Here is a 20674-nt window from a genome sequence, read left to right on the forward strand (position 1 = left end):
GGTCCCGCCGCCGGCTCGCCCCGGGCGCCCGGCCCGGCCGGTTAATCGGCCAACCACTCAGCACGCCTACACTCGGCGGTGATGTCCAGTCCTGATACCGCCGACCTCGCCGCGGCGATCCGCACCGCGCTGGGGAAGGTGATCGACCCCGAATTGCGCCGTCCCATCACCGAACTCGGGATGGTCAAGAGCGTCGACGTCGAGCCCGACGGCGGCGTCCACGTCGGCATCTACCTGACCACCGCCGCCTGCCCGAAGAAGACCGAGATCAGCGAGCGGGTCACCAGCGCCGTCGCCGACGTCCCCGGCACCGGGGCCGTCAAGGTCAGCCTGGACGTGATGAACGACGAGCAGCGCACCGAGCTGCGCAAGCAGCTGCGCGGCGACGCCCGCGAGCCCGTCATCCCGTTCGCCCAGCCCAGCTCGCTGACCCGGGTGTACGCGGTCGCGTCCGGAAAGGGCGGCGTCGGAAAGTCGACGGTCACGGTCAACCTGGCCGCGGCAATGGCCGCGCGCGGGTTGTCCGTCGGCGTGCTCGACGCCGACATTCACGGCCACTCCATCCCCCGGATGATGGGCACCACCGACCGGCCCACCCAGGTCGAGTCGATGATTTTGCCGCCCATCGCCCACGAGGTGAAGGTCATCTCGATCGCCCAGTTCACCCAGGGCAACACCCCGGTGGTGTGGCGCGGGCCGATGCTGCACCGCGCGTTGCAGCAGTTCCTGGCCGACGTCTACTGGGGCGACCTGGACGTGCTGTTGCTCGACCTGCCGCCGGGAACCGGCGACGTCGCCATCTCGGTGGCCCAGCTCATCCCCAACGCCGAGATCCTGGTGGTGACCACGCCGCAGCTCGCCGCGGCCGAGGTCGCCGAGCGGGCCGGCAGCATCGCGCTGCAAACCCGCCAGCGCGTCGTCGGCGTCGTCGAGAACATGTCCGGGCTGGTGCTGCCCGACGGGACCACGATGCAGGTGTTCGGCGAGGGCGGCGGCCAGCAGGTCGCGGAGCGGTTGTCGCGCGCGGTCGGCGCCGACGTGCCGCTGCTGGGCCAGATCCCGCTGGACCCGGCGCTGGTCGCGGCCGGCGATGCGGGCGTGCCGATCGTGCTGAGCGCGCCGGACTCCCCCGTCGGCAAGGAGCTGCGCGGCGTGGCCGACAGCCTCTCGTCGCGCAAGCGCGGATTGGCGGGCGTGTCGCTGGGGCTGGACCCCAAGGGACGCTAAGCCCACCTGGCGAGTGTGCGTGTTTGTACGCCGACACGCCGTCGAAGGCGTACAACTGCGCACGCTCGGCCGGAGGTCCGGCAGGGTCAGGTGGCGTCGGCGTCGAACGGCGCGGGGCCGCCGGTGTGGGGCTGCGACGGCAGTGACGGCTCCACCGGGTCCGCCGGCTTGGGCGGGGACCCGTTGGCCGGCCTGTCGAAGTTTCCCGTCAAAAATGAGTCGTCGCCGTCCAGCAGGTGCTTGGTCAGCGCGGCGCGGGGGCTCATGCCGCGCAGCCGTTGCAGCTCGCTGAGCGGCTCGCGCAGGTCGTCGAACTCGGGCCCCAGGTCCTGGCGCAGCTGGGTCGTCATCCCGCTGAGGTAGTCACGCGCCTGGCGCAGCGCGTTAGACGTCCAGCGGATCGCGCCCGGGAGCCGCTCGGGCCCGAGGATCACCAGCCCGACCACGACGAGGACGAGGATGTGCTCCCAGCTCAGGTTGCCGAACACTTAGCTGTTGTCCGCGTCGGGTTTCACCGTCAGCGTGACGTGCCGGCCATCGCGGACCACCTCCACCGGGGCGTCCTGGCCGATGGTCAGCAGTCGCACGGCGACGACGAATTCGTCGGCGTCGGCGACCTTGCGGTTACCGACCTTGACGATCACGTCGTTCTCCAGGATTCCGCCCTTCTGGGCCGGGCTGCCCGCTTTGACGTTGGCCACCTGGGCGCCGGACGCGATCGCGTTGCTGACCGAGCGGGTGCTGACGCCCAGCGTCGGGTGCACGATCTTCCCGTCCTTGATCAGCGCCTGCGCGACCGACTTGACCTCGTTGATCGGGATCGCGAAGCCGAGCCCACTTGCGCTGTCGGACAACGACTTACCCGCCGTGTCGATGCCGATCACCTGGGAATCCATGCTGATCAACGGGCCACCGGAGTTGCCGTGGTTGATCGACGCGTCGGTCTGCAGGGCGTCGATGACGGTGTCGGTGTCGGAGCCCTCGCCGGACAACGGGACGGGGCGGTGCAGCGCGCTGATGATGCCGTGGGTCACGGTGCTGCGCAGGCCCAGCGGCGCACCCGCGGCCAGCACCTCGTCGCCCACCCGCACCTTGTCCGAGTCACCCAGCTGTGCCACGCTCAGGTTGTCGACGTTGTCGACCTTGAGCACGGCCAGGTCGGTCTTGGGGTCGCGCCCCACCAGGTTGGCCGGCACCTCCTTGCCGTCGTTGAAGACGACGGTGGTCTTGAACTGGCTGGGGTTGTTGGCCGCCTCGGAGATGACGTGGTTGTTGGTGACGATGTAGCCGCGGCCGTCGATGACCACCCCCGAGCCCTGCATGCCCTCCTGGTCGCTCTTCGACTCGATGGTGACCACGGCGCCCGCGGTCGCGGCCGCGACCTTGGCGAACCGGCCCGCCGGCATCTCGCCGTTGCCGGGCGTCGACAGGGTGACCTTCGAGGTGGTGAACGCCTCGACGACCTCGGCGGTCTTGCGGCCGATCACGCCGCCGATCAGGCCGATCACCAGGGCGATCAGCAGCAGGACGGCCAGCGCCAGGTAGGACACCTTGCCGCCGAACAGCACGTCGCGCACCCCGAGCTTGCCGCCGTAGCCCGGCACCGCCTGCGGTCCGGCCGGCGCGACGGCCGGGGTCCCCAGCGCCGCGGCGGCGCCGGGGTCGCGCCAGGGGTCCTCCGCCCCCTCGGGCTCGGCGCCATCCTGCTCGGCGGCCAGCGCGCCCGCGTCGATCGGGTGGCGCTGCAGCGTGTCCACGGTCCCGGCGGGCCGGCTGAACGCCTCCTCGAGGACCGGATCCGCGGGCGGATCGTGCGGCCTGAACTCGGACTGCTCGCGGTACTTCGATGGGCGGACCCGCTCGGCCACGAAGGAGCCGCGAAGGCCGGTTGGGCGTGCGAACACCTGGCGGGCTGCGGGGTCGACCGGTGGGCGGGAGATGGGGCGCGGCGCCAAGCGGTCTCCGCCGTTGTCGCCGGCGTTGCCGCTGTCGTTGCCCCTGTTGTTGCCGTCGGAGGTCACGTTGCCTTTGGATCCTCTTCTTGAGCGTTCGAGACAGCCGCTTACCGGGCGCCTTGCGCCGCGGCGGCATTGTGGTTGTCCACCCTAGTATCCACGGGCGCGGGGATTATCGGCGCTTACGCTGGTCGCGCGTATCGCGCTCGGACGCGTCGTCGTCCGACGGGTGGTGCGGGATCTCGGACAACAGGCCCAGCAGGTTGCTGGGGATGCGGATGGGATGCGAGTCGCGCAGCGCGGCACGCGCCCGGCCCTGGTCCTCGACCTCGGCCGCGCATTCCGGGCACAGCGAGAGGTGGTGCGCGGCGCGCAGGTGGGCGTTCATCCGCAACTCACCGTCGACGAACGCCGCGATCGCCTCGATGGACAGGTGCTCGGTGGAACGGAACCGGCGCGGCGCGCCGACGGGCTCGTCGCTCTGGGAGGCGAACTGTGCGGGCAACCAGGAGAACGCGCGGCGAAACACCTCTCCTCGGTCCGCCATCACCAGTTCCTTTCTTACCGCCCTCTCACGAATGTAGCGCGAGGTCGCGCTCCATACCGCGCCTACAGGGCGCGAAACCGCCGGAATTCTTCCGTCCGGCGGTGTTCGTTCGGCTGTGGTGACGCCGTTAGGCGGACTCGGCGTGCAGCCCGTGCTCGGGATGCGCGGCCAGGTAGTCGCGCAGCGCCTGGCGGCCGCGGTGGATGCGGCTGCGCACGGTCCCGAGCTTGACGCCGAGCGTGGCGCCGATCTCCTCGTAGGACAGGCCCTCGATGTCACACAGCACGACCGCGGCGCGAAACTCCGGCGGCAGCGAGTCCAGCGCGGCCTGCAGGTCGGGCCCCAGCCGCGAATCGTGGTAGATCTGCTCGGGGTTGGGTTCGTCCGCGGGCACCCGGTCGTAATCCTCGGGCAGCGCCTCCATGCGAATGCGGGCGCGCCGGCGCACCATGTCGAGGAACAGGTTGGTGGTGATGCGGTGCAGCCAGCCTTCGAAGGTCCCGGGCTGGTAGTTCTGGACCGAGCGGAAGACCCGGATGAAGGTCTCCTGGGTCAGGTCCTCGGCGTCCTGCTGGTTACCGGACAGGCGGTAGGCCAGCCGGTACACGCGGTCGGCGTGCTGGCGCACCAACTCGTCCCACGACGGCATCGTGGCCTTGTCCCCAGTCGCGTCGAACACCGCGGTGCCCTGCAGAGCGTCCGTCGTCTCCGCCCATTCGTCGTCCCGGCAGTCCTGGGCGTGAGACATGGTCGTCGGGCTCAAAAGCGCTGTGATGATCGAATCCTCCGGATTTTCCCTGCCAGAGAAGCCTGACAGCTCGTCGCCCGCGTCAACGCGAAGCTGCCAGTGTCTATTCCCATTTCGGGCAGGCCCAATCCGGCGCGAACTGTCCCCGGTCCCCCGCACACCCCGTTCCATACCGATACCGTCGCCCACCGGCGTATGCGCGACATAGGAGCAATCTGAGGTTTGGCTGAGAAACCATATCGTTACCTGCGCTGAACAGCGTGAACCGCAGCGCGAGTGAGTTGCGTCGCCCCGCGGCGGCCGGGCGTGTCGGCGCGGATCGAATCAGGCGCGCCTGCCCGGCCGCGCCGCGAATTGGAATACGCTGCGGGGCATGGACGGCACCGACGCAGCAGCCCCCGGCCAGACGGCCACCAGTCGAGCCGAGTCACTTTGCGCGCACGCCGAGGCGTCGATCTCGGAGGACGCGCTGCTGGCGGCGGCCCGCGAGCGCGCCGTGGAGATCGGCGCCGGGGCGGTGACGCCGGGCGTGGGGGCGCTGTTGAGCCTGCTGGCCAAGCTCAGCGGCGGCAAGGCCGTCGCCGAGGTGGGCACCGGCGCCGGGGTCAGCGGGCTCTGGCTGCTGTCGGGGATGAGCGACGACGGCGTCTTGACCACGATCGACATCGAGCCGGAATACCTGCGGCTCGCCAAGCAGTCCTTCTCCGACGCCGGCATCGGACCCTCGCGCACCCGGTTGATCAGCGGGCGCGCGCAGGAGGTCCTCACCCGGCTCGCCGACGAGTCCTATGACCTGGTGTTCATCGACGCCGACCCGATCGACCAGCCCGACTACGTCGTCGAGGGCGTGCGGCTGCTGCGATCCGGGGGCGTCATCGTGGTGCACCGCGCGGCGCTGGGCGGCCGGGCGGGCGATCCCGCGGCACGCGACGCCGAGGTGACCGCGGTGCGCGAGGCGGCCCGGCTCATCGCCGAGGACGAGCGGCTCACCCCCGCGCTGGTCCCGCTCGGCGACGGGCTGCTGGCCGCGGTCCGCGACTAGCTCCGGGTCGCCGGCCGCGCCGAGCGTGCCCTGGCGGCGAATTTTCGGCCAAAATCTCGCCATGAATGCACGTTCGGTGAGGATCAAGCGCGCTTATGCCGGGTGGAAGCCGACGTTACCGCCGCAGGTTTTTACGGATCCCTGACGGCGCGCCCCCTTGACGGCGGGCTGAACGCGCGTTTAGCGTACTGAACGTGCGTTCAGCCGACCTGACCGCCGCCGCCCGGATCCGGGACGCGGCCATCGAGCAGTTCGGCGAGCGCGGGTTCGACGTCGGGCTGCGCGCCATCGCCGAGGCGGCGGGGGTGAGCGCCGCGCTCGTCATCCACCACTTCGGTTCCAAGGACGGCCTGCGCAAGGCGTGCGACGACCACATCGCCGACGAGATCCTCACCGCCAAGTCGGAGACGATTCAGTCCAACGATCCGGCCACCTGGTTCGCGGCGCTGGCCGAGATGGAGTCGTTCGCGCCGATGATGGCCTATCTGCTGCGCAGCATGCAGTCCGGCGGAGAGCTCGCGACGATGATGTGGCGTCGGATGATCGACAACGTCGAGCAATACATGGACGACGGTGTGCGGGCCGGCACGATCAAGCCCAGCCACGATCCGCGCGCCCGGGCCAGGTTCTTGGCTCTCACCGGGGGCGGAGCGTTTCTGCTCTACGTCCAAATGCATGAAACACCAACGGATCTCAAGGCGGTACTGCGTGACTATTCCCGCGACATGATCCTCCCGGCCCTCGAGGTCTACACCGAAGGACTGATGACGGATCGCACGATGTTCGACGCATTCCTGGCAGCAGAAGATCAAGGAGAATCCCATGCCGGCTGACACTGTCGCACCCATCGAAATCCGGGGCCTGACCAAGAACTTCGGCGCGGTGCGCGCGCTGGACGGTCTCGACCTCACGGTGCGTGCGGGCGAGGTGCACGGTTTCCTCGGGCCCAACGGGGCGGGGAAGTCGACGACCATCCGCATCCTGCTGGGCCTGGTGAAGGCCGACGGCGGAACCGCCCGGTTGCTGGGCGGTGATCCGTGGACCGACGCGGTCGCCCTGCACCGCCACATCGCCTACGTGCCCGGCGATGTCACCCTGTGGCCGTCGCTCACCGGCGGCGAGACCATCGACCTGCTGGCCCGCATGCGCGGCGGCATTGACGAGCGGCGCCGCGCCGAGCTGATCGAGCGCTTCGACCTCGATCCGCACAAGAAGGCGCGCACCTACTCGAAGGGCAACCGGCAAAAGGTGTCCCTGATCTCCGCGTTCAGCTCGCACGCCCGGCTGCTCCTGCTGGACGAGCCGAGCAGCGGCCTGGACCCCTTGATGGAGAACGTGTTTCAGCAGTGTGTCGCCGAGGCGCGCGACCGCGGCACGACCGTCTTGCTGTCCAGCCACATCCTGGCCGAGACGGAAGCGCTGTGCGAACGGGTGACCATCATCCGCGCCGGCAGGACCGTCGAGAGCGGCTCGCTGGAGTCGATGCGCCACCTCAGCCGCACCTCGATCAAGGCCGAAATGATCGGCGACCCGGGCGATCTCACCCGCATCAGGGGCGTCGAGGACGTCAGCATCGACGGCAACACGCTGCGCGCCCAGGTGGACAGCGAAAGTCTCGGCGAACTCATCCGGGCGCTCGGCGACGCCGGCGTGCGGAGCCTGGTCAGCCAGCCCCCGACGCTCGAGGAGCTCTTCCTGCGCCACTACGACACCACGGACAAGGTCTCGGCATGAGCACCGCGACGCTGGATCGGCCGCGCCCGGCACAGCCGGCACCGCGGGCCGCCTCGAACTTCTCCGGGACGCTTGGCATGCTGCGGCTCTACCTGCGTCGCGACCGGGTTTCGTTGCCGCTGTGGGTGTTGCTGCTGTCGGTGCCGCTGGCCACCGTGTATGTCGGCAGCATTCTGAAGGTCTACCCCACCCAGGCCGACCGCGCCGGCTTCGCGGCCTCCATCATGGCCAGCCCGGCCCAGCGCGCGCTCTACGGCCAGGTCTACAACGACAGCCTTGGGGCCGTGGGCATTTGGAAGGCGGGCATGTTCCACCTGCTGATCGCGGTGGCCGTCATCCTCACGGTGATCCGGCACACCCGCGCCGACGAGGAGACCGGCCGCACCGAGCTCGTCGACTCGACCGCGATCGGCCGCTACGCCAGCCTGAGCGCGGCGCTGCTGTTGTCGTTCGGGGCGTCCCTCGCCACCGGCGCGATCGGGGCGGCGGGATTGCTGACCACCGACGTGCCGGCGGGCGGGTCGCTGGCGTTCGGGGCGGCGCTGGCCTGCTCCGGGCTGGTCTTCACCGCGGTGGCCGCGGTGACCGCCCAACTGTCCCCGAGCGCCCGGTTCGCCCGCGGCGCCGCGTTCGCCGTCCTGGGGGCCGCGTTCACGCTGCGCGCCGTCGGTGACGCGGGCGGCGGCGGGCTGTCGTGGCTCTCGCCGTTGGGGTGGTCGCTGCAGGTCCGGCCGTACGCCGGGGACCGCTGGTGGGTGCTGCTCCTGCATCTGGCGACGACGGCAGTGCTCACCCTGGTGGCCTATCGGCTGCTCGCGGGCCGCGACGTGGGCGCCGGGCTCATCGCCGAGCGCGCGGGCCCCGGCACCGCCGGAATGCGGCTGCGCGGGGTCGACGGCCTGACCTGGCGCCTCGACCGCGGCGCGCTGCTGCTGTGGACGGTGGGCCTGTGCCTGTACGGGCTGCTGATGGGCAGCGTGGTGCACGGCATCGGCGACGAGCTGGGCGGCAGCACCGTCGTGCGCGACATCGTCGCGCGGATGGGCGGCACCTCCGCCCTGGAGGAGGCCTTCATCGCCGTGGCGTACGCCATGATGGGCATGGTTGCGGCGGCGTTCGCCATCTCGCTCACCCTGCGCCTGCATCAGGAGGAGTCCGGCCTGCGCGCCGAGACGGCGCTGGCCGGCGCGGTCTCCCGGACGCGTTGGCTGGCAAGCCATTTGACCGCCGCCCTGGCCGGGTCCGCGGTCGCGATGCTGGTCAGCGGCGCGGCCGGCGGACTCGTCTACGGCATCGCGGCCGGCGACGTCGCCGGCAAGATGCTCAGCGTCCTCGGCACCGCCGCCGTGCAGCTGCCCGCCGTCTGGCTGCTCGCCGCGGTCACCGTCGCGCTGTTCGGTCTGGCGCCCCGGTTCACGCCGGTGGCGTGGGGGGTGCTGGTCGGGTTCGTCGCCGTGTATTTGATCGGCGAGCTGGCCCGGTTCCCGCAGTGGGTGCTCGACCTGGAACCGTTCGCGCACACCCCGCGGGTCGGCGCCGATTTCACCGCTGCGCCGCTGCTGTGGCTGCTGGCCATCGACGCGGTGCTGATCCTCTTGGGCGCCATGGCTTTTCGGCGTCGCGATCTACGTTGCTAAGGAGGGTATCGATCATGAAAACGGCTGTTCGGCTAACGGCGTCCTCGATAATCGGAACCGCCGCAACCATGTTGATCATTTTCGGACCGGCCGGCACGCTGCGCTATTGGCAGGGCTGGGCTTTCATCGGGGTGTTCACCGCGGCGTCGCTCGGCCCCACCATCTATCTGGCGCGGAACAACCCGGCGGCCCTGCAGCGCCGCATGCACGCCGGGCCACGCGCCGAAACGCGGGCCGCCCAAAAGGTCATCATCACAAGCTCGTTCGTAATTCTCTTCGCGATGATGGCGTTCAGCGCCCTCGACCATCGGCTGGGCTGGTCGACGGTGCCGCCGTGGGTATCGGTGCTCGGCGACATCCTGGTGGCGACCGGACTGGGCCTGGCGATGCTGGTCATCATCCAGAACAGCTATGCGGCGGCCACCGTCACGGTCGAGACGGGCCAGACGGTGGCGTCCGGCGGCGTCTACGGGTTCGTCAGGCATCCGATGTACGTCGGAAACGTGATCATGATGGTCGGCATGCCCCTCGCGCTCGGCTCCTACTGGGGTCTGCTCTTGGTGATCCCGGGCGTCGCGGTGCTCGTGTTCCGCATCATCGACGAGGAGAAGCTGCTCACCCAGGACTTGCCCGGGTACCGGGAGTACGCGCAGCACGTGCGCTATCGACTGGTGCCCAACGTGTGGTAGACGCCCTAAGGTATTGGCGTGGCGCGAAATCCGGCACCCGCGTTCGACCGGCCGTGGCGGCGTCCGGGTGCCCGCCGGTACGCGCTGGCCCGGCTGCGCGGCATCGCCAAACCCCCCGTCACCGTCACCGCTGCCCCACCCGACCTCCTCTTCGAGCGTGACGTCGCCGTCCCGACCCGCGACGGGACGGTGTTGCGGATCAACGTGTGCAGAAAGACGGACGCAGCCCGACCGGTCATCCTCAGCATCCACCCGTACGGGAAGGACAACCTGCCGAGGCGGCGGGGCCACCGGTGGACCTTCTCGGTGCAATACCGGGTGTTGCGCCAACCGCGACCGGTGACGTTCTCGGCGCTGACCGGTTGGGAGGCGCCCGACCCGGCGTGGTGGGCCGCGCGGGGCTTCACCGTGGTCAACGCCGACTCGCGCGGCTGCGGCCACTCCGACGGCACCGGAAACCTGCTGTCGCGCAAGGAGGCCGAGGACACCTACGACCTCGTGCAGTGGATCGCCGGCCAGCCGTGGTGCGACGGGCGCGTCGTCATGCTCGGGGTCTCGTACCTGGCGATCAGCCAGTACGCGGTGGCGGCCCTGCGGCCGCCGGCGCTGCGAGCGATCTGTCCCTGGGAAGGCTTCACCGACGCGTACCGCGACCTGACGTTTCCCGGCGGTGTGCGCGAGTTGGGCTTCACCCGGATGTGGTCGCGCAACGTGCGCCGCGACACGCGACAGGCGTACGACCTGGAGGGCATGCAGGACGGCCACCCGCTGCGCGACGACTTCTGGTGCTCCGTGGTGCCCGACCTGTCGGCGATCGAGGTCCCCATGCTGGTCTGCGGGAGCTTCTCGGACAACAACCTGCACAGCCGCGGCTCGATCCGGGCGTTCACGGGCGCCGGCTCGGCCCACGCCCGCCTCTACACTCACCGCGACGGCAAATGGGCGACCTTCTACTCCGAAGCGGCGCTGGCCGAACAGCTCGCCTTCTTCCGGGGCGTGCTCGACGGCGCCGCCGGCTCCCGCAGCGTCCGGCTCGAGGTGCGCGAGGATCGCGACACCGTCGCCGCAGTGCGCGAGGAGGCGGACTGGCCGCTGCCCCGAACCCGTTGGCGCCCTTTGTATCTGGGCGGCACCGGGGCGCTGGCGCCGGACCGGCCGGCCCAGGATGGCCGCATCACATTTCAAACGCGTTCCCGCGCAGCGGCATTCAGGTGGACGGTGCCGACCGACCTCGAGCTGACGGGCCCGATGGCCGCCCGGCTGTGGGTCTCGCTGGACGGCTGCGACGACGCGAACCTGTTCGTCGGCGTGGAGAAGTGGCGGGCCGGCCGGTTCGTCGCGTTCGAGGGGTCCTACGGCTACGGCCGCGACCGGGTTACCACCGGGTGGCAGCGGGTCTCGCTGCGGGCGCTGGACCCCGGGCTGTCACGGCCGTGGGAGCCCGTCGCGGCCTGCACCGAGCCGCGTCCCGTTTCCGCCGGCGAGGTGGTGGCGGTCGACGTCGCGCTGGGCCCGTCGGCGACGCTGTTCCGCGCCGGCGAGCAGCTGCGGCTGGTGGTCGCCGGGCGGTGGCTGTGCCCGAGGAATCCGCTGACCGGCCAGATGCCCGCGGCCTATGCGAACTCACCCCGCGGCCGCGTCACCCTGCACTGGGGCCCGCGCCACGACGCCCACCTGCTGATCCCCGCGGTCCCCTAGCAGGCGCGAGCCCTTTAGATCCAGACACCCTTACCGACCGCGACCACACCGCCGGCGCTGATCGCGAAGCGCTCGCGGTCCTTTTCCAGATCGACCCCGACCATCTCCCCGGGCCCGACGACGACGTTCTTGTCCAGGATCGCGTGGCGCACCACCGCGCCGCGGCCGACCCGCGCGCCCGGCATGATCACGCTGCCCTCCACGATCGCGCCGTCGTCGACCACGACGTTCGACGACAGCACCGAGTTGCGCACCGAGGCCGCCGAGATGATGCTGCCGGCGCCCACGACCGACTCCTGCGCCGAGCCGCCGTTGACGAACTTGGCCGGCGCCAGGTTCTCCGACTCGCCGCGGATCGGCCAGCGCTTGTTGTACAGGTTGAACACCGGGTGCACCGAGACCAGGTCCATGTGCGCGTCGTAGAAGGCGTCCAGCGTTCCGACGTCGCGCCAGTAGCCGCGGTCGCGGTCGGTGGCGCCGGGGACCTCGTTGTCGGAGAAGTCGTAGACCGCGGCCATCCCGTCCTCCACCAACCGCGGGATGATGTCGCCGCCCATGTCGTGATCGGAGTGGTCGTCGTCGGCGTCGGCGCGGATCGCGTCGATGAGCACCTTGGTGGTGAAGATGTAGTTGCCCATCGACACGTACGTCGACGAGGGGTCGTCGGGGGTGCCCGGCGGATCCAGCGGCTTCTCCACGAAGGCGCGGATGCGGCCGGAGTCGTCGGCGTCGATGCAGCCGAAGGCGGACGCGTCGCTGCGGGGCACCCTGATGCCGGCCACGGTCGCGCCGGCCCCGCTGTCGATGTGGAAGTTGACCATCTGCTCGGGGTCCATCCGGTACACGTGGTCGGCGCCGAAAACGACTATGTAGTCGGGGTCTTCGTCGTAGATCAGGTTCAGCGACTGGTAGATCGCGTCGGCGGAACCGGTGTACCAGCGCGGGCCGAGGCGCTGCTGCGCGGGCACCGGCGTGATGTACTCGCCGGCCAGCCCGGACAGGCGCCAGTTCTGCGAAATGTGACGGTCGAGCGAGTGCGACTTGTATTGGGTGAGAACGCAGATCCTCAGATAGCGTGCGTTGACGAGGTTGGAGAGCACGAAGTCGATCAGCCGGTAGGCGCCACCGAAGGGAACCGCGGGCTTGGCCCGGTCCGCGGTCAGCGGATACAACCGCTTGCCCTCACCCCCGGCCAGGACAATGCCCAGCACGTGTGGCGCTTCCCTCATGGCTCCCAAACTATCGGCCGCCGCCAACCGCTGCCAGGGGGAATCCCGATGGCCGCCGTTCTGACGGACTGCCTGTCAAGGTATTTGGCGTAGTTCTCGCCACGTTTCACAACCCGATACCGTCCATTATTGCGCAGTCCCCCTCACGGGCCCCATCGTCGCAATTTTTTTCCGAACTTCTGCGCCGCCCGACTCGCGGGCGCCGACCCCGCCGAACTAGCGTCCTCAGTATGCGGGTGGCGATGATGACTCGGGAGTACCCACCGGAGGTCTACGGCGGGGCCGGGGTACACGTCACCGAACTCGTCGCTCAGCTGCGCCGGCTGTGTTCGGTCGACGTGCACTGCATCGGCGCGCCCCGCCCGGATGCCTTCGCGCAGCAACCCGACCCGCGCATCCACGACGCCAACCCCGCACTGTCCACCCTGTCCGCGGACCTGATGATGGCCAACGCCGCGTCGGCGGCTACGGTCGTGCATTCACACACCTGGTACACCGGCCTGGCCGGACACCTGACCGCTTTGCTCTACGACATCCCGCACGTGCTGACCGCGCATTCGCTGGAACCGCTGCGGCCGTGGAAGGCCGAACAGCTCGGCGGCGGCTACCAGGTGTCGACGTGGGTGGAGCGCACCGCGGTGCTGGCCGCCGACGCCGTCATCGCCGTCAGCGCGGCGATGCGCGAAGACATCCTGCGCGTCTACCCCACGCTGGACCCGAGCCTGGTGCACGTCATCCGCAACGGCGTCGACACCGCCGTGTGGCACCCCGCCGGCCCGGTGCAAACCGATTCCCTGCTGGCCGAACTCGGCGTGGACCCGGGCCGGCCCCTGGTCGCGTTCGTCGGGCGCATCACCCGGCAGAAGGGCGTCGCCCACCTGGTCGCGGCCGCACACCGGTTCACCCCCGGGGTGCAGGTGCTGCTGTGCGCCGGCGCCCCCGACACCCCGGAGCTGGCCGAGGAGATTGGGGCCGCGGTGGCCGGGTTGGCCCGCGACCGCGACGGGGTGTTCTGGATCAGGGAGATGCTGCCCATCGGGGAGCTGCGGGAAATACTCTCGGCGGCAACGGTTTTCGTCTGCCCGTCGGTGTATGAGCCGTTGGGGATCGTCAACCTCGAGGCGATGGCCTGCGCGACGGCGGTGGTGGCCTCCGACGTCGGCGGAATACCCGAGGTGGTCAGGGACGGCAGCACCGGGTCACTGGTGCATTACGACGCCGACGATGCGGCCGGCTTCGAGGCCGGACTGGCCGAAGCGGTCAACGAGCTGATCGCCGATCCCGACAAGGCTAAGCGCTACGGCGAGGCGGGACGCCAGCGCTGCATCGAGGACTTCTCCTGGGCCCACGCGGCCGAACAGACGCTGGAGATCTACCGGAAGGTGTCGGCCTAAGCCGGCTTAGCTGGTAACGCCCTTGAGTTCGTCACCGAGGGCGGCGGCTTCGTCGGGCGTCAGCTCAACGACCAGCCGGCCGCCTCCCTCGAGCGGTACTCGCATAACGATGCCGCGCCCCTCCTTGGTCGCTTCCAAAGGACCGTCTCCGGTACGGGGCTTCATCGCCGCCATCGAGTGCTCCCTCCAGATTCGAGCTGGCCCGGCGTCGCGGACCTGGTCGGCGCCGAGCATGCCCCGCCAGTGGAATTCCAGCCATACTCGACATTGAACTGCCAAATCACCCCCCCATTGTTCCCTATCCGGGGCGGCAGTTACACCAAGACCCGCTTCTGACACCTCATCGGGGCCGTCAGCGCGCGTTCGCCGGCACCCAGCAACCGCGAATGTGGTCGTCAACCATGCCGGTCGCCTGCATCAGCGCGTAGGCGGTGGTGGGGCCGACGAACCGGAATCCGCGCCGTTTCAGCTCGGCGGCCATCGCCTTCGATTCGGGGCTAGCCGAGGGGATCTCGGAGCCGTCGGCGGGCCGCGGACGCGGTGCCGGGGCGAACGACCACAGCAGCTTGGACAGGTCCTCGGCGGAACCCAGCTCGGCGGCGGCGCGCGCGTTGGCGACGGTCGCGTCGATCTTGGCGCGGTTGCGGACGATCCCCGTGTCGGCCATCAGCCGCTGCACGTCGGCGTCGGTGTAGCCGGCGACGGTCTCGATGTCGAACCCGTCGAAGGCGCGCCGGAAGTTTTCCCGTTTGCGCAGGATGATCAGCCACGACAGGCCGCTCTGGAAGGCCTCCAGGCTCATCCGCTCGAACAGCGCCACTCCGTCGTGCAGCGCGCGGCCCCATTCCTGGTCGTGGTAGTCGCGGTACATCTCGAAGTCCGGCCCGGGCCGAATGGCCGCCCAGCCGCACCGCACCTTCCCGTCATCGCTCACATTGAGTCCTGACGATCCTCGCCGTCCCCGGGTTCCACGGAATCGGGCTCGCCCTCGGGCTCGGCGTCGGCCGCCTGCGGGGCATGCACCGCGGCCAGCTGGCCGCGCAGCGCCTCGAGCTCGCGGGCGAGCCGGTCCAGCACCCAGTCCACCTCGCTGGTCTTGTAGCCGCGCAGCACCTGGGTGAACTTGACGGCGTCGACGTCGGTTCCGGTGACCCCGTAGGCGGGCAGGACGGTCGCCGTCGTCCCGCGCGGCAGGGGTGGCAGCTGCTCACCGCGGCCGAACAGCAGGCTGGCGGCGCCGAACAGCACGATCGCCACCAGAACCAGCACCACCAGGTACAGCAACACCAACGCCACGCGTTCGATATTGCCCTATAGCGCCGACATCCCGGCGATCAGCGTGGCCGCAATACCTGGATCGGCGGCCGGTCCTGAAGCGACACCGGCGCGGTGTGGGCGGTGTAGCCGTAACCGTCGCCGCCGTCGGCGAAGAACTGGGTCAGGCCCACCCCGGAGTCGGGGATCCCGCAGCGCGACAGCAGGGTCGCGATGACCTGGCGGCTCATCACCCCCAGCTCGGGCAGCGGCCGGTTGCGGTGCGCCCGCACCCCGAGGTTCACCTGGGCGATCGCGTCCAGCCCCAGCCGGTCGAAGGTGTCCACCAGCACGCCGATCTCCACGCCGTAGCCCGGCGCGAACGGCAGCGATGTCAGCAGCTCCCGGCTGGCCGCGTACTCGCCGCCGAGCGGCTGCAGGATGCACCCCAGCTCCGGGCGCAGCGCCGCCAGCAACGGCCTGGCCACCAGCTCGGTGACCCGCCCGCCACCCGCGTCGGCGCCGGCGCCCGGCCGGCGATAGAAGCTCTTCACCAGGTGAATCCCGTCGCCGGTGAGCAGCGGGGCCACCAGCCAGGGCACGAACATCGGATGCGGATTGATCAGGTCGGAGTCGACGAACACCACGATGTCGCCGCTGGTGGCCGCGAGCGATCGCCACAGCACCTCGCCCTTGCCGGGCCGGACGGGCACCTCGGGTAACGCCTGCTCGCGGCTGACGACGCGGGCGCCCGCCGCGATCGCGCGGATCTCGGTGTCGTCGGTGGAGCCGGAGTCCAGCACGATCAGCTCGTCGACCAGGCCGTCCACCAGCGGCGAGATGCTGTCGATCACCGCGGAGACGGTGGCCTCCTCGTTGAGGGCGGGCAGCACCACGGAGATGGACCGCCCGGCCTTCGCGGATTGCAGTTCGCCGACGGTCCAGCCGGGCCGGTCCCAATTGCGGTCGGCCAACCAGACGTCGCCGGGCCGCGCGGCCAGCACCCCCTCGCTGGCGAGGTCTACCAGCTCCGTCATGCGAGCCCCCGCACCGTTCGCGCCGGCGGGCGAGTCCCCTGGATCGAGGACACCATCTCCAGCACCCGCCGGGTGGCCGCGACCTGGTGCACCCGAAACATCCGGACGCCGGCCGCCGCCGCCAGCGCGGTGGCCGCCAGCGTTCCCTCGAGGCGTTCGGTCAGTTCCACACCCAAAGTCTCCCCGACGAAGTCCTTGTTGCTCAAAGCGAGCAGGACGGGCCACCCCGTCTTAACCAGATCGCCCACGTGGCGCAACAAAACCAGCCCGTGGAAGGTGTTCTTGCCGAAATCGTGGGCCGGATCGATGAGCACCCGGTCGCGGGCCACCCCGGCGGCGACCGCCCGGTCCGCCGCCGCGGTCACCTGGCGGAGGACGTCGTCCACCACCCCGCGCGTGGTGGTGCCGTAGCTCACCCGGAACGGCCGGGTGCGCGGCAGCGCGCCGCCGGTGTGCGAGCAGACCAGCCCCGCCCCGAACTCGGCGGCCACCTCGGGCAAACCGGGGTCGATGCCGCCCCAGGTGTCGTTGATCAGGTCGGCGCCGGCGGCGCAGGCCACCCTGGCCACCCCCGAGCGCCAGGTGTCGACGCTGATCAGTTGGTCGGGATAGGCCCCGCGCAGCCATTCGATGAACGGCACCAGTCGCGCGATCTCGGTGTCCTCGTCGACGCTCTGGCCCGGGCCGGCCTTCACCCCGCCGACGTCGATGACGTCGGCACCGTCGGCGATGGCTTTATGGGCGGCGTCGCGGGCGGCCTCGTCGCTGAACGTCGCACCCCGGTCGTAGAACGAATCCGGGGTGCGGTTGACGATCGCCATGATCAGCGGGCGATCCCCGGCGACCGGCCGGCCGCACAGAGTCGAATGGCCGGCTGACGCCGGCGGTGTCGAACGCACGCATACATGGTGCCCGTTCACCGCGCCGGGAGTGGCCCCGGGACCGAGTGTGCAGCCCGCAGGTCGACCGTTGACTGTGAACTCACGGCTTTGGGTGTGCGCTCAGGGCGAGATCCCGGCCGGATTTGCGCCCACGCTTCACAATCAACGCCCAGGCTTCACAATCAACGCCGGGGCCGAGGCGAGTCAGCCCTTCGGGCGCTTACCCTCGGCGACTTCCTCGGGGTACTCGTCGTAGTAGGGCACGTAGCCCTCGTCGCGGCCGGCCAGCACGTACAGCGGGTCCTCGACGTCGGGGCCGTAGGCCTGCTCGCGCAGCTCCACCTTGCGGCTCTTGAACGTCGTGGTGTGCTCCAGCGACTTGACCACCCGCACGAACAGCGGCAGCGCGTAGGGCGGAAGCTCGCCGTACACGGCGCGGGCCAAGGACTTGCCGTCGAACTCGGCGCCGTCGCGCAGCTGGACCGCGGCCATCCCGGCGCGGCCGCCGGTGCGCGGAATCTCGACGCCGAACACGGTGCATTCCTCGACGGACTTGTCGGAAGCCAGCGCCGCCTCGACCTGGGTGGTCGCGACGTTCTCGCCCTTCCACCGGAACGTGTCGCCGAGCCGGTCGACGAACGCGGCGTGGCCCATGCCCTGCGGGCTCATCACGTCGCCCGAGTTGAACCAGCAGTCGCCCTCACGAAAAGCGTTGCGCACCAACTTCTTTTCGCTCGACTCCTTGTCGGTGTAGCCGTCGAAGGGCTGCAGCCGGTTGACCGGGCTCAGCAGCAGCCCGGGCTCCCCGGGCGGGACCCGGCGCACCCGGCCGTTCTCGTCGCGCAGCGGCTCGCCGGTGTCGGGGTCGTACTCCACGTAGGCCAGCGGCATCGGAAAGACGCCGGTGCTGCGGGGCACGTTGAAGACGTTGATGAACGCGGCGTTGCCCTCGCTGGACGCGTAGAACTCGCAGACCCGCGGGATCCCGAACCGGCCGGTGAACTCGTCCCAGATCTCCGGGCGCAGCCCGTTGCCGGCGATCATCCGCACCTTGTGCCGCCGGTCGGTCGGCTTGGCCGGCTGGTTGAGCAGGTACCGGCAGATCTCGCCGATGTAGATGAACGCGGTGGCCTCGCTGGCGATCACCTCGTCCCAGAACTTCGACGCCGAGAACGACTTTCCCAGGGCCAGCGTCGCGCCGGAGTTGATCACCGACGACAGCGCCACGGTCAGCGCGTTGTTGTGGTACAGCGGCAGGCAGCTGTACAGCGTGTCGGAGCTCTTCAGCCGCAACCCGATGCCGCCGAACGCGGCCAGCGCCTTCAGCCACCGCAGGTGCGTCATCACGCTGGCCTTGGGGAAACCCGTTGTGCCCGAGGTGAAGATGTAGAACGCGGTGTCGCGGGCCTGCACGGTCGATGCCGACGCCGGGTTGGTGGCCGGGGCGCTGACGGCGAATCGCTCCAGGTCCTCGACGGTCATCGTCTCGGTGGCGCCCGCGCCGCCGCACTCGGCCACCGCGCTCACCAGGTCGGTCTCGGCGATCAGCACCTTGGCGTCCAGCAGGCCCAGGCTGTGCGCCAGCACCTCGCCGCGCTGGTGGTAGTTGATCATCCCGGCGACGGCGCCGCACTTGACCGCGGCCAGCATCGCCAGCACCGCCTGGGGCGAGTTGCGCAGCATGATCGCGACGACGTCGCCGCTGCCGACGCCGCGCGATGCCAGCACGGCGGCGTAGCGGTTGGCGGCCGCGTTGGCGTCGCGGTAGGTCAGCTGCTGGTCACCGAACCGCAGAAAGACCCGGTCGCCGTAGCGGGCGGCCCGGTCGGCGAACACCGTGCCGATCGATTTCTTGGACCCCGGCTGCGCCAGCAGCCCGGTCAGCGCCCCCCGCATGATCACCGGGATGTCGGCCAGCACTCCCGGCACCCGCGCCGCGATGTCGGTCAGCCTGACCGCTGTGCGCGCTCCCCCGTCGTGGTCGGACACGTTTTCCTCTATTCCTGTAAGTCCCCTGCGGCGCCCTCACGCGGGTGCGCACGCCTCCACTGCGGCACCCACCTTATCGACCAGCACCAACCGGTCCATCGCCGCTTGGGTGATGTAGCCGCGGTCGGCCAGGCCGCACAGCCACAGCCACAGGCCCTCGTAGTGCCCGAAGGGGTCCAGCAGCACGACGGGCTTGTCGTGCACCCCGAGAAAGCCGGTGGTCCACGCGTCGAACAGCTCGTCCAGGGTGCCCACGCCGCCGGGCAGCACGATGAACGCGTCGGCGTGGTCCTCCATGATCTGCTTGCGCTGGTGCATGGTGTCGCTGACGACCAGCTCGTCGGCGTCGACGTCGGCGACCTCGAGGCGCATCAGGTGCTGCGGGATGACACCGACGGTCCGCCCGCCGCGGGCGCGCGCCGCGCTCGCCACCGCACCCATCGCCGACACCCGGCCGCCGCCCCACACCAGGGTCCAGCCGCGTTCGGCGATCGCCTCGCCGAGTTCCGAAGCGAGCTCGAGCAATTCGGCGTGCTCGGGGCCCGACGCGCAGTAGACGCACACCGCCCAGGCGGCTGACGGATCGCGTTCCGGACGCATACAACGAAACGTAGACCAAGCCCGATGCGGCACGCACACCGCGAGCAATAAAATCCGGCTGGTGCCGATGCGATGGAACGTCCCCCAGCACGAGGAGGCGTTGGGGCGGCTGAGCGAGGCCCTGGCGGCCGGCCGGGGGGCCGTCGCGCTCGGGCCCGACGGCTGCGGCAAGTCGACCCTGGCCCGCTTGGCCGCCGAGGGCTACGCCGCCACGCACCCGGGCACGCTCACCCGCTGGGTCACCGGCACCCCGACCGAGCGCGCGGTCCCGTTCGGGGCGTTCGGCCACCTGGTCGCGATCTCCGAGATCGGCAAGCCGGCGGCGCTGCTGCGAGCGGCCCGCGCGTCGCTCGACGGGCGGGGTGACCTGCTGCTCGTGGTCGACGACGCGCACGAACTCGACGTGCTGTCGGCCACGCTGGTGTACCAGCTGGCGCTGGCCGGCACCGCCCGGATGATCGTCACCGCCCGCGCCGACAAGGCGCCGGACGCCATCGCGGCCCTGTGGACCGACGGCCTGCTGGACCGGATCGACGTCGAGGCGCCCGGCGGGCAGACCGGTCGCGGCGAGGTCGACGCCTTCCTCGCCGAGCTGCCCGCCCCCGCCCGCGCCGTGCTGGACTACCTCGCCGTCGCGGAGCCCCTGTCGCTGGCCGACCTGACCGCCCTCGCGGGCGCGGGCGCCGTCGACCAGGCCGTCGACCTCGGCGTAGCGGAGACCCGGTCGCGCGGCGGGCGTTCCGACGACCCGGTGGTGTACACCGCCCACCCGCTGTTCGCCGAGCGCGCGCTGGCCGCGCTGGGCGCCGAGGACGCGCGACGGCGGCGTCCGCGGCGCGCTGGGGGGCGTCGCTGTCGAGCGCCAACGACGCCAGCCGCAGCCGGTCGCTGAGGTGCTCCGACGGGCGCTGCGAGAGCACCCCGACCACCTCGGTGCGCCGCCGTCGCGCGTCCTCGGCGCCCAGCGCGGCCAGCGCGCGCTCGGCGAACAGCGGGTGGGCGGTGTACACCAC

The 20674-nt window shown here is 70.5% G+C and carries 21 protein-coding genes; 9 read left to right on the forward strand and 12 right to left on the reverse strand.

Annotation, left to right across the window (positions count from 1 at the left end; all coding sequences use genetic code 11):
• Positions 1-81 precede the first annotated feature (81 nt).
• On the forward strand, positions 82-1227 hold the full coding sequence (locus tag A5673_RS04945; RefSeq protein ID WP_068227739.1) for an Mrp/NBP35 family ATP-binding protein: 1146 nt from the start codon (positions 82-84) through the stop codon (positions 1225-1227).
• 86 nt (positions 1228-1313) lie between these two features.
• On the opposite strand, the gene tatB is transcribed toward A5673_RS04945, so the two are convergent.
• The 4 genes from tatB to sigE all read right to left on the reverse strand — a co-directional run bounded on the left by tatB (position 1314) and on the right by sigE (position 4648).
• Positions 1314-1715, reverse strand: coding sequence for a Sec-independent protein translocase protein TatB (tatB, locus tag A5673_RS04950; protein ID WP_068227742.1), 402 nt, complete (start codon positions 1713-1715; stop codon positions 1314-1316).
• Entirely contained in the window at positions 1716-3248 is a 1533-nt protein-coding gene (locus A5673_RS04955) for a S1C family serine protease (protein WP_068227745.1), read from the reverse strand.
• A gap of 106 nt (positions 3249-3354) precedes the next feature.
• Positions 3355-3729: an anti-sigma E factor RseA gene (gene rseA / locus A5673_RS04960; RefSeq protein ID WP_068227748.1), complete on the reverse strand. Its 375-nt coding sequence runs from the start codon at positions 3727-3729 to the stop codon at positions 3355-3357.
• A 127-nt stretch (positions 3730-3856) separates the two neighbouring features.
• The gene (gene sigE / locus A5673_RS04965) at positions 3857-4648 is read right to left on the reverse strand and encodes an RNA polymerase sigma factor SigE (RefSeq protein WP_068227751.1); all 792 of its coding nucleotides are present in this window, start codon (positions 4646-4648) and stop codon (positions 3857-3859) included.
• A gap of 202 nt (positions 4649-4850) precedes the next feature.
• On the opposite strand from sigE, the gene A5673_RS04970 reads away from it, so the two are divergent.
• From A5673_RS04970 to A5673_RS04995, 6 genes are all read left to right on the forward strand, one after another.
• Positions 4851-5519 (forward strand): O-methyltransferase, encoded by a 669-nt coding sequence (locus A5673_RS04970; protein WP_068227753.1) that lies wholly within the window; start codon positions 4851-4853, stop codon positions 5517-5519.
• Positions 5520-5713: 194 nt separating this feature from the next.
• On the forward strand, positions 5714-6352 hold the full coding sequence (locus A5673_RS04975; RefSeq protein ID WP_068227756.1) for a TetR/AcrR family transcriptional regulator: 639 nt from the start codon (positions 5714-5716) through the stop codon (positions 6350-6352).
• The gene (locus A5673_RS04980; RefSeq protein ID WP_068227759.1) at positions 6342-7253 is read left to right on the forward strand and encodes an ABC transporter ATP-binding protein; all 912 of its coding nucleotides are present in this window, start codon (positions 6342-6344) and stop codon (positions 7251-7253) included. The genes A5673_RS04975 and A5673_RS04980 overlap by 11 nt, the downstream gene beginning before the upstream one ends.
• Positions 7250-8890 (forward strand): ABC transporter permease, encoded by a 1641-nt coding sequence (locus tag A5673_RS04985; protein ID WP_156747859.1) that lies wholly within the window; start codon positions 7250-7252, stop codon positions 8888-8890. Before A5673_RS04980 ends, A5673_RS04985 begins: the two co-directional genes overlap by 4 nt.
• A gap of 14 nt (positions 8891-8904) precedes the next feature.
• The gene (locus A5673_RS04990; protein WP_068227762.1) at positions 8905-9579 is read left to right on the forward strand and encodes an isoprenylcysteine carboxylmethyltransferase family protein; all 675 of its coding nucleotides are present in this window, start codon (positions 8905-8907) and stop codon (positions 9577-9579) included.
• Positions 9580-9597: 18 nt separating this feature from the next.
• A complete protein-coding gene (locus A5673_RS04995; protein WP_068227765.1) occupies positions 9598-11277 on the forward strand; it encodes a CocE/NonD family hydrolase in 1680 nt (559 codons plus the stop codon).
• Between the two features lie 14 nt (positions 11278-11291).
• Here the strand turns inward: A5673_RS04995 and glgC are convergent, their stop codons facing one another.
• Positions 11292-12506 (reverse strand): glucose-1-phosphate adenylyltransferase, encoded by a 1215-nt coding sequence (gene glgC, locus A5673_RS05000; protein WP_068227768.1) that lies wholly within the window; start codon positions 12504-12506, stop codon positions 11292-11294.
• Between the two features lie 230 nt (positions 12507-12736).
• Here glgC and glgA point away from each other — a divergent pair, with 230 nt between their 5' ends.
• On the forward strand, positions 12737-13900 hold the full coding sequence (gene glgA / locus A5673_RS05005; RefSeq protein WP_068227772.1) for a glycogen synthase: 1164 nt from the start codon (positions 12737-12739) through the stop codon (positions 13898-13900).
• A 6-nt stretch (positions 13901-13906) separates the two neighbouring features.
• Here glgA and A5673_RS05010 read toward each other — a convergent pair whose 3' ends face one another.
• From A5673_RS05010 to A5673_RS05040, 7 genes are all read right to left on the reverse strand, one after another.
• Positions 13907-14074: a DUF3117 domain-containing protein gene (locus A5673_RS05010; protein ID WP_003406247.1), complete on the reverse strand. Its 168-nt coding sequence runs from the start codon at positions 14072-14074 to the stop codon at positions 13907-13909.
• A 178-nt stretch (positions 14075-14252) separates the two neighbouring features.
• Positions 14253-14834, reverse strand: coding sequence for a DNA-3-methyladenine glycosylase I (locus A5673_RS05015; protein WP_068227775.1), 582 nt, complete (start codon positions 14832-14834; stop codon positions 14253-14255).
• Entirely contained in the window at positions 14831-15196 is a 366-nt protein-coding gene (locus A5673_RS05020; RefSeq protein WP_068227780.1) for a DivIVA domain-containing protein, read from the reverse strand. Before A5673_RS05020 ends, A5673_RS05015 begins: the two co-directional genes overlap by 4 nt.
• A 38-nt stretch (positions 15197-15234) precedes the next feature.
• A complete protein-coding gene (locus A5673_RS05025) occupies positions 15235-16191 on the reverse strand; it encodes a glucosyl-3-phosphoglycerate synthase (RefSeq protein WP_068227793.1) in 957 nt (318 codons plus the stop codon).
• On the reverse strand, positions 16188-17012 hold the full coding sequence (gene folP / locus A5673_RS05030; protein WP_068227803.1) for a dihydropteroate synthase: 825 nt from the start codon (positions 17010-17012) through the stop codon (positions 16188-16190). The genes A5673_RS05025 and folP overlap by 4 nt, the downstream gene beginning before the upstream one ends.
• 264 nt (positions 17013-17276) lie before the next feature.
• Positions 17277-19061, reverse strand: a complete 1785-nt coding sequence (gene fadD6 / locus A5673_RS05035; RefSeq protein WP_068227808.1) for a long-chain-acyl-CoA synthetase FadD6 — start codon at positions 19059-19061, stop codon at positions 17277-17279.
• A 36-nt stretch (positions 19062-19097) separates the two neighbouring features.
• The gene (locus tag A5673_RS05040; RefSeq protein WP_068227822.1) at positions 19098-19661 is read right to left on the reverse strand and encodes a TIGR00730 family Rossman fold protein; all 564 of its coding nucleotides are present in this window, start codon (positions 19659-19661) and stop codon (positions 19098-19100) included.
• 61 nt (positions 19662-19722) lie between these two features.
• On the opposite strand from A5673_RS05040, the gene A5673_RS05045 reads away from it, so the two are divergent.
• Positions 19723-20553 (forward strand): hypothetical protein, encoded by an 831-nt coding sequence (locus A5673_RS05045; protein ID WP_231970890.1) that lies wholly within the window; start codon positions 19723-19725, stop codon positions 20551-20553.
• Positions 20554-20674: the final 121 nt, after the last annotated feature.

The sequence above is a fragment of the Mycobacterium sp. E3198 genome, assembly GCF_001667015.1.
Lineage (GTDB): Bacteria > Actinomycetota > Actinomycetes > Mycobacteriales > Mycobacteriaceae > Mycobacterium.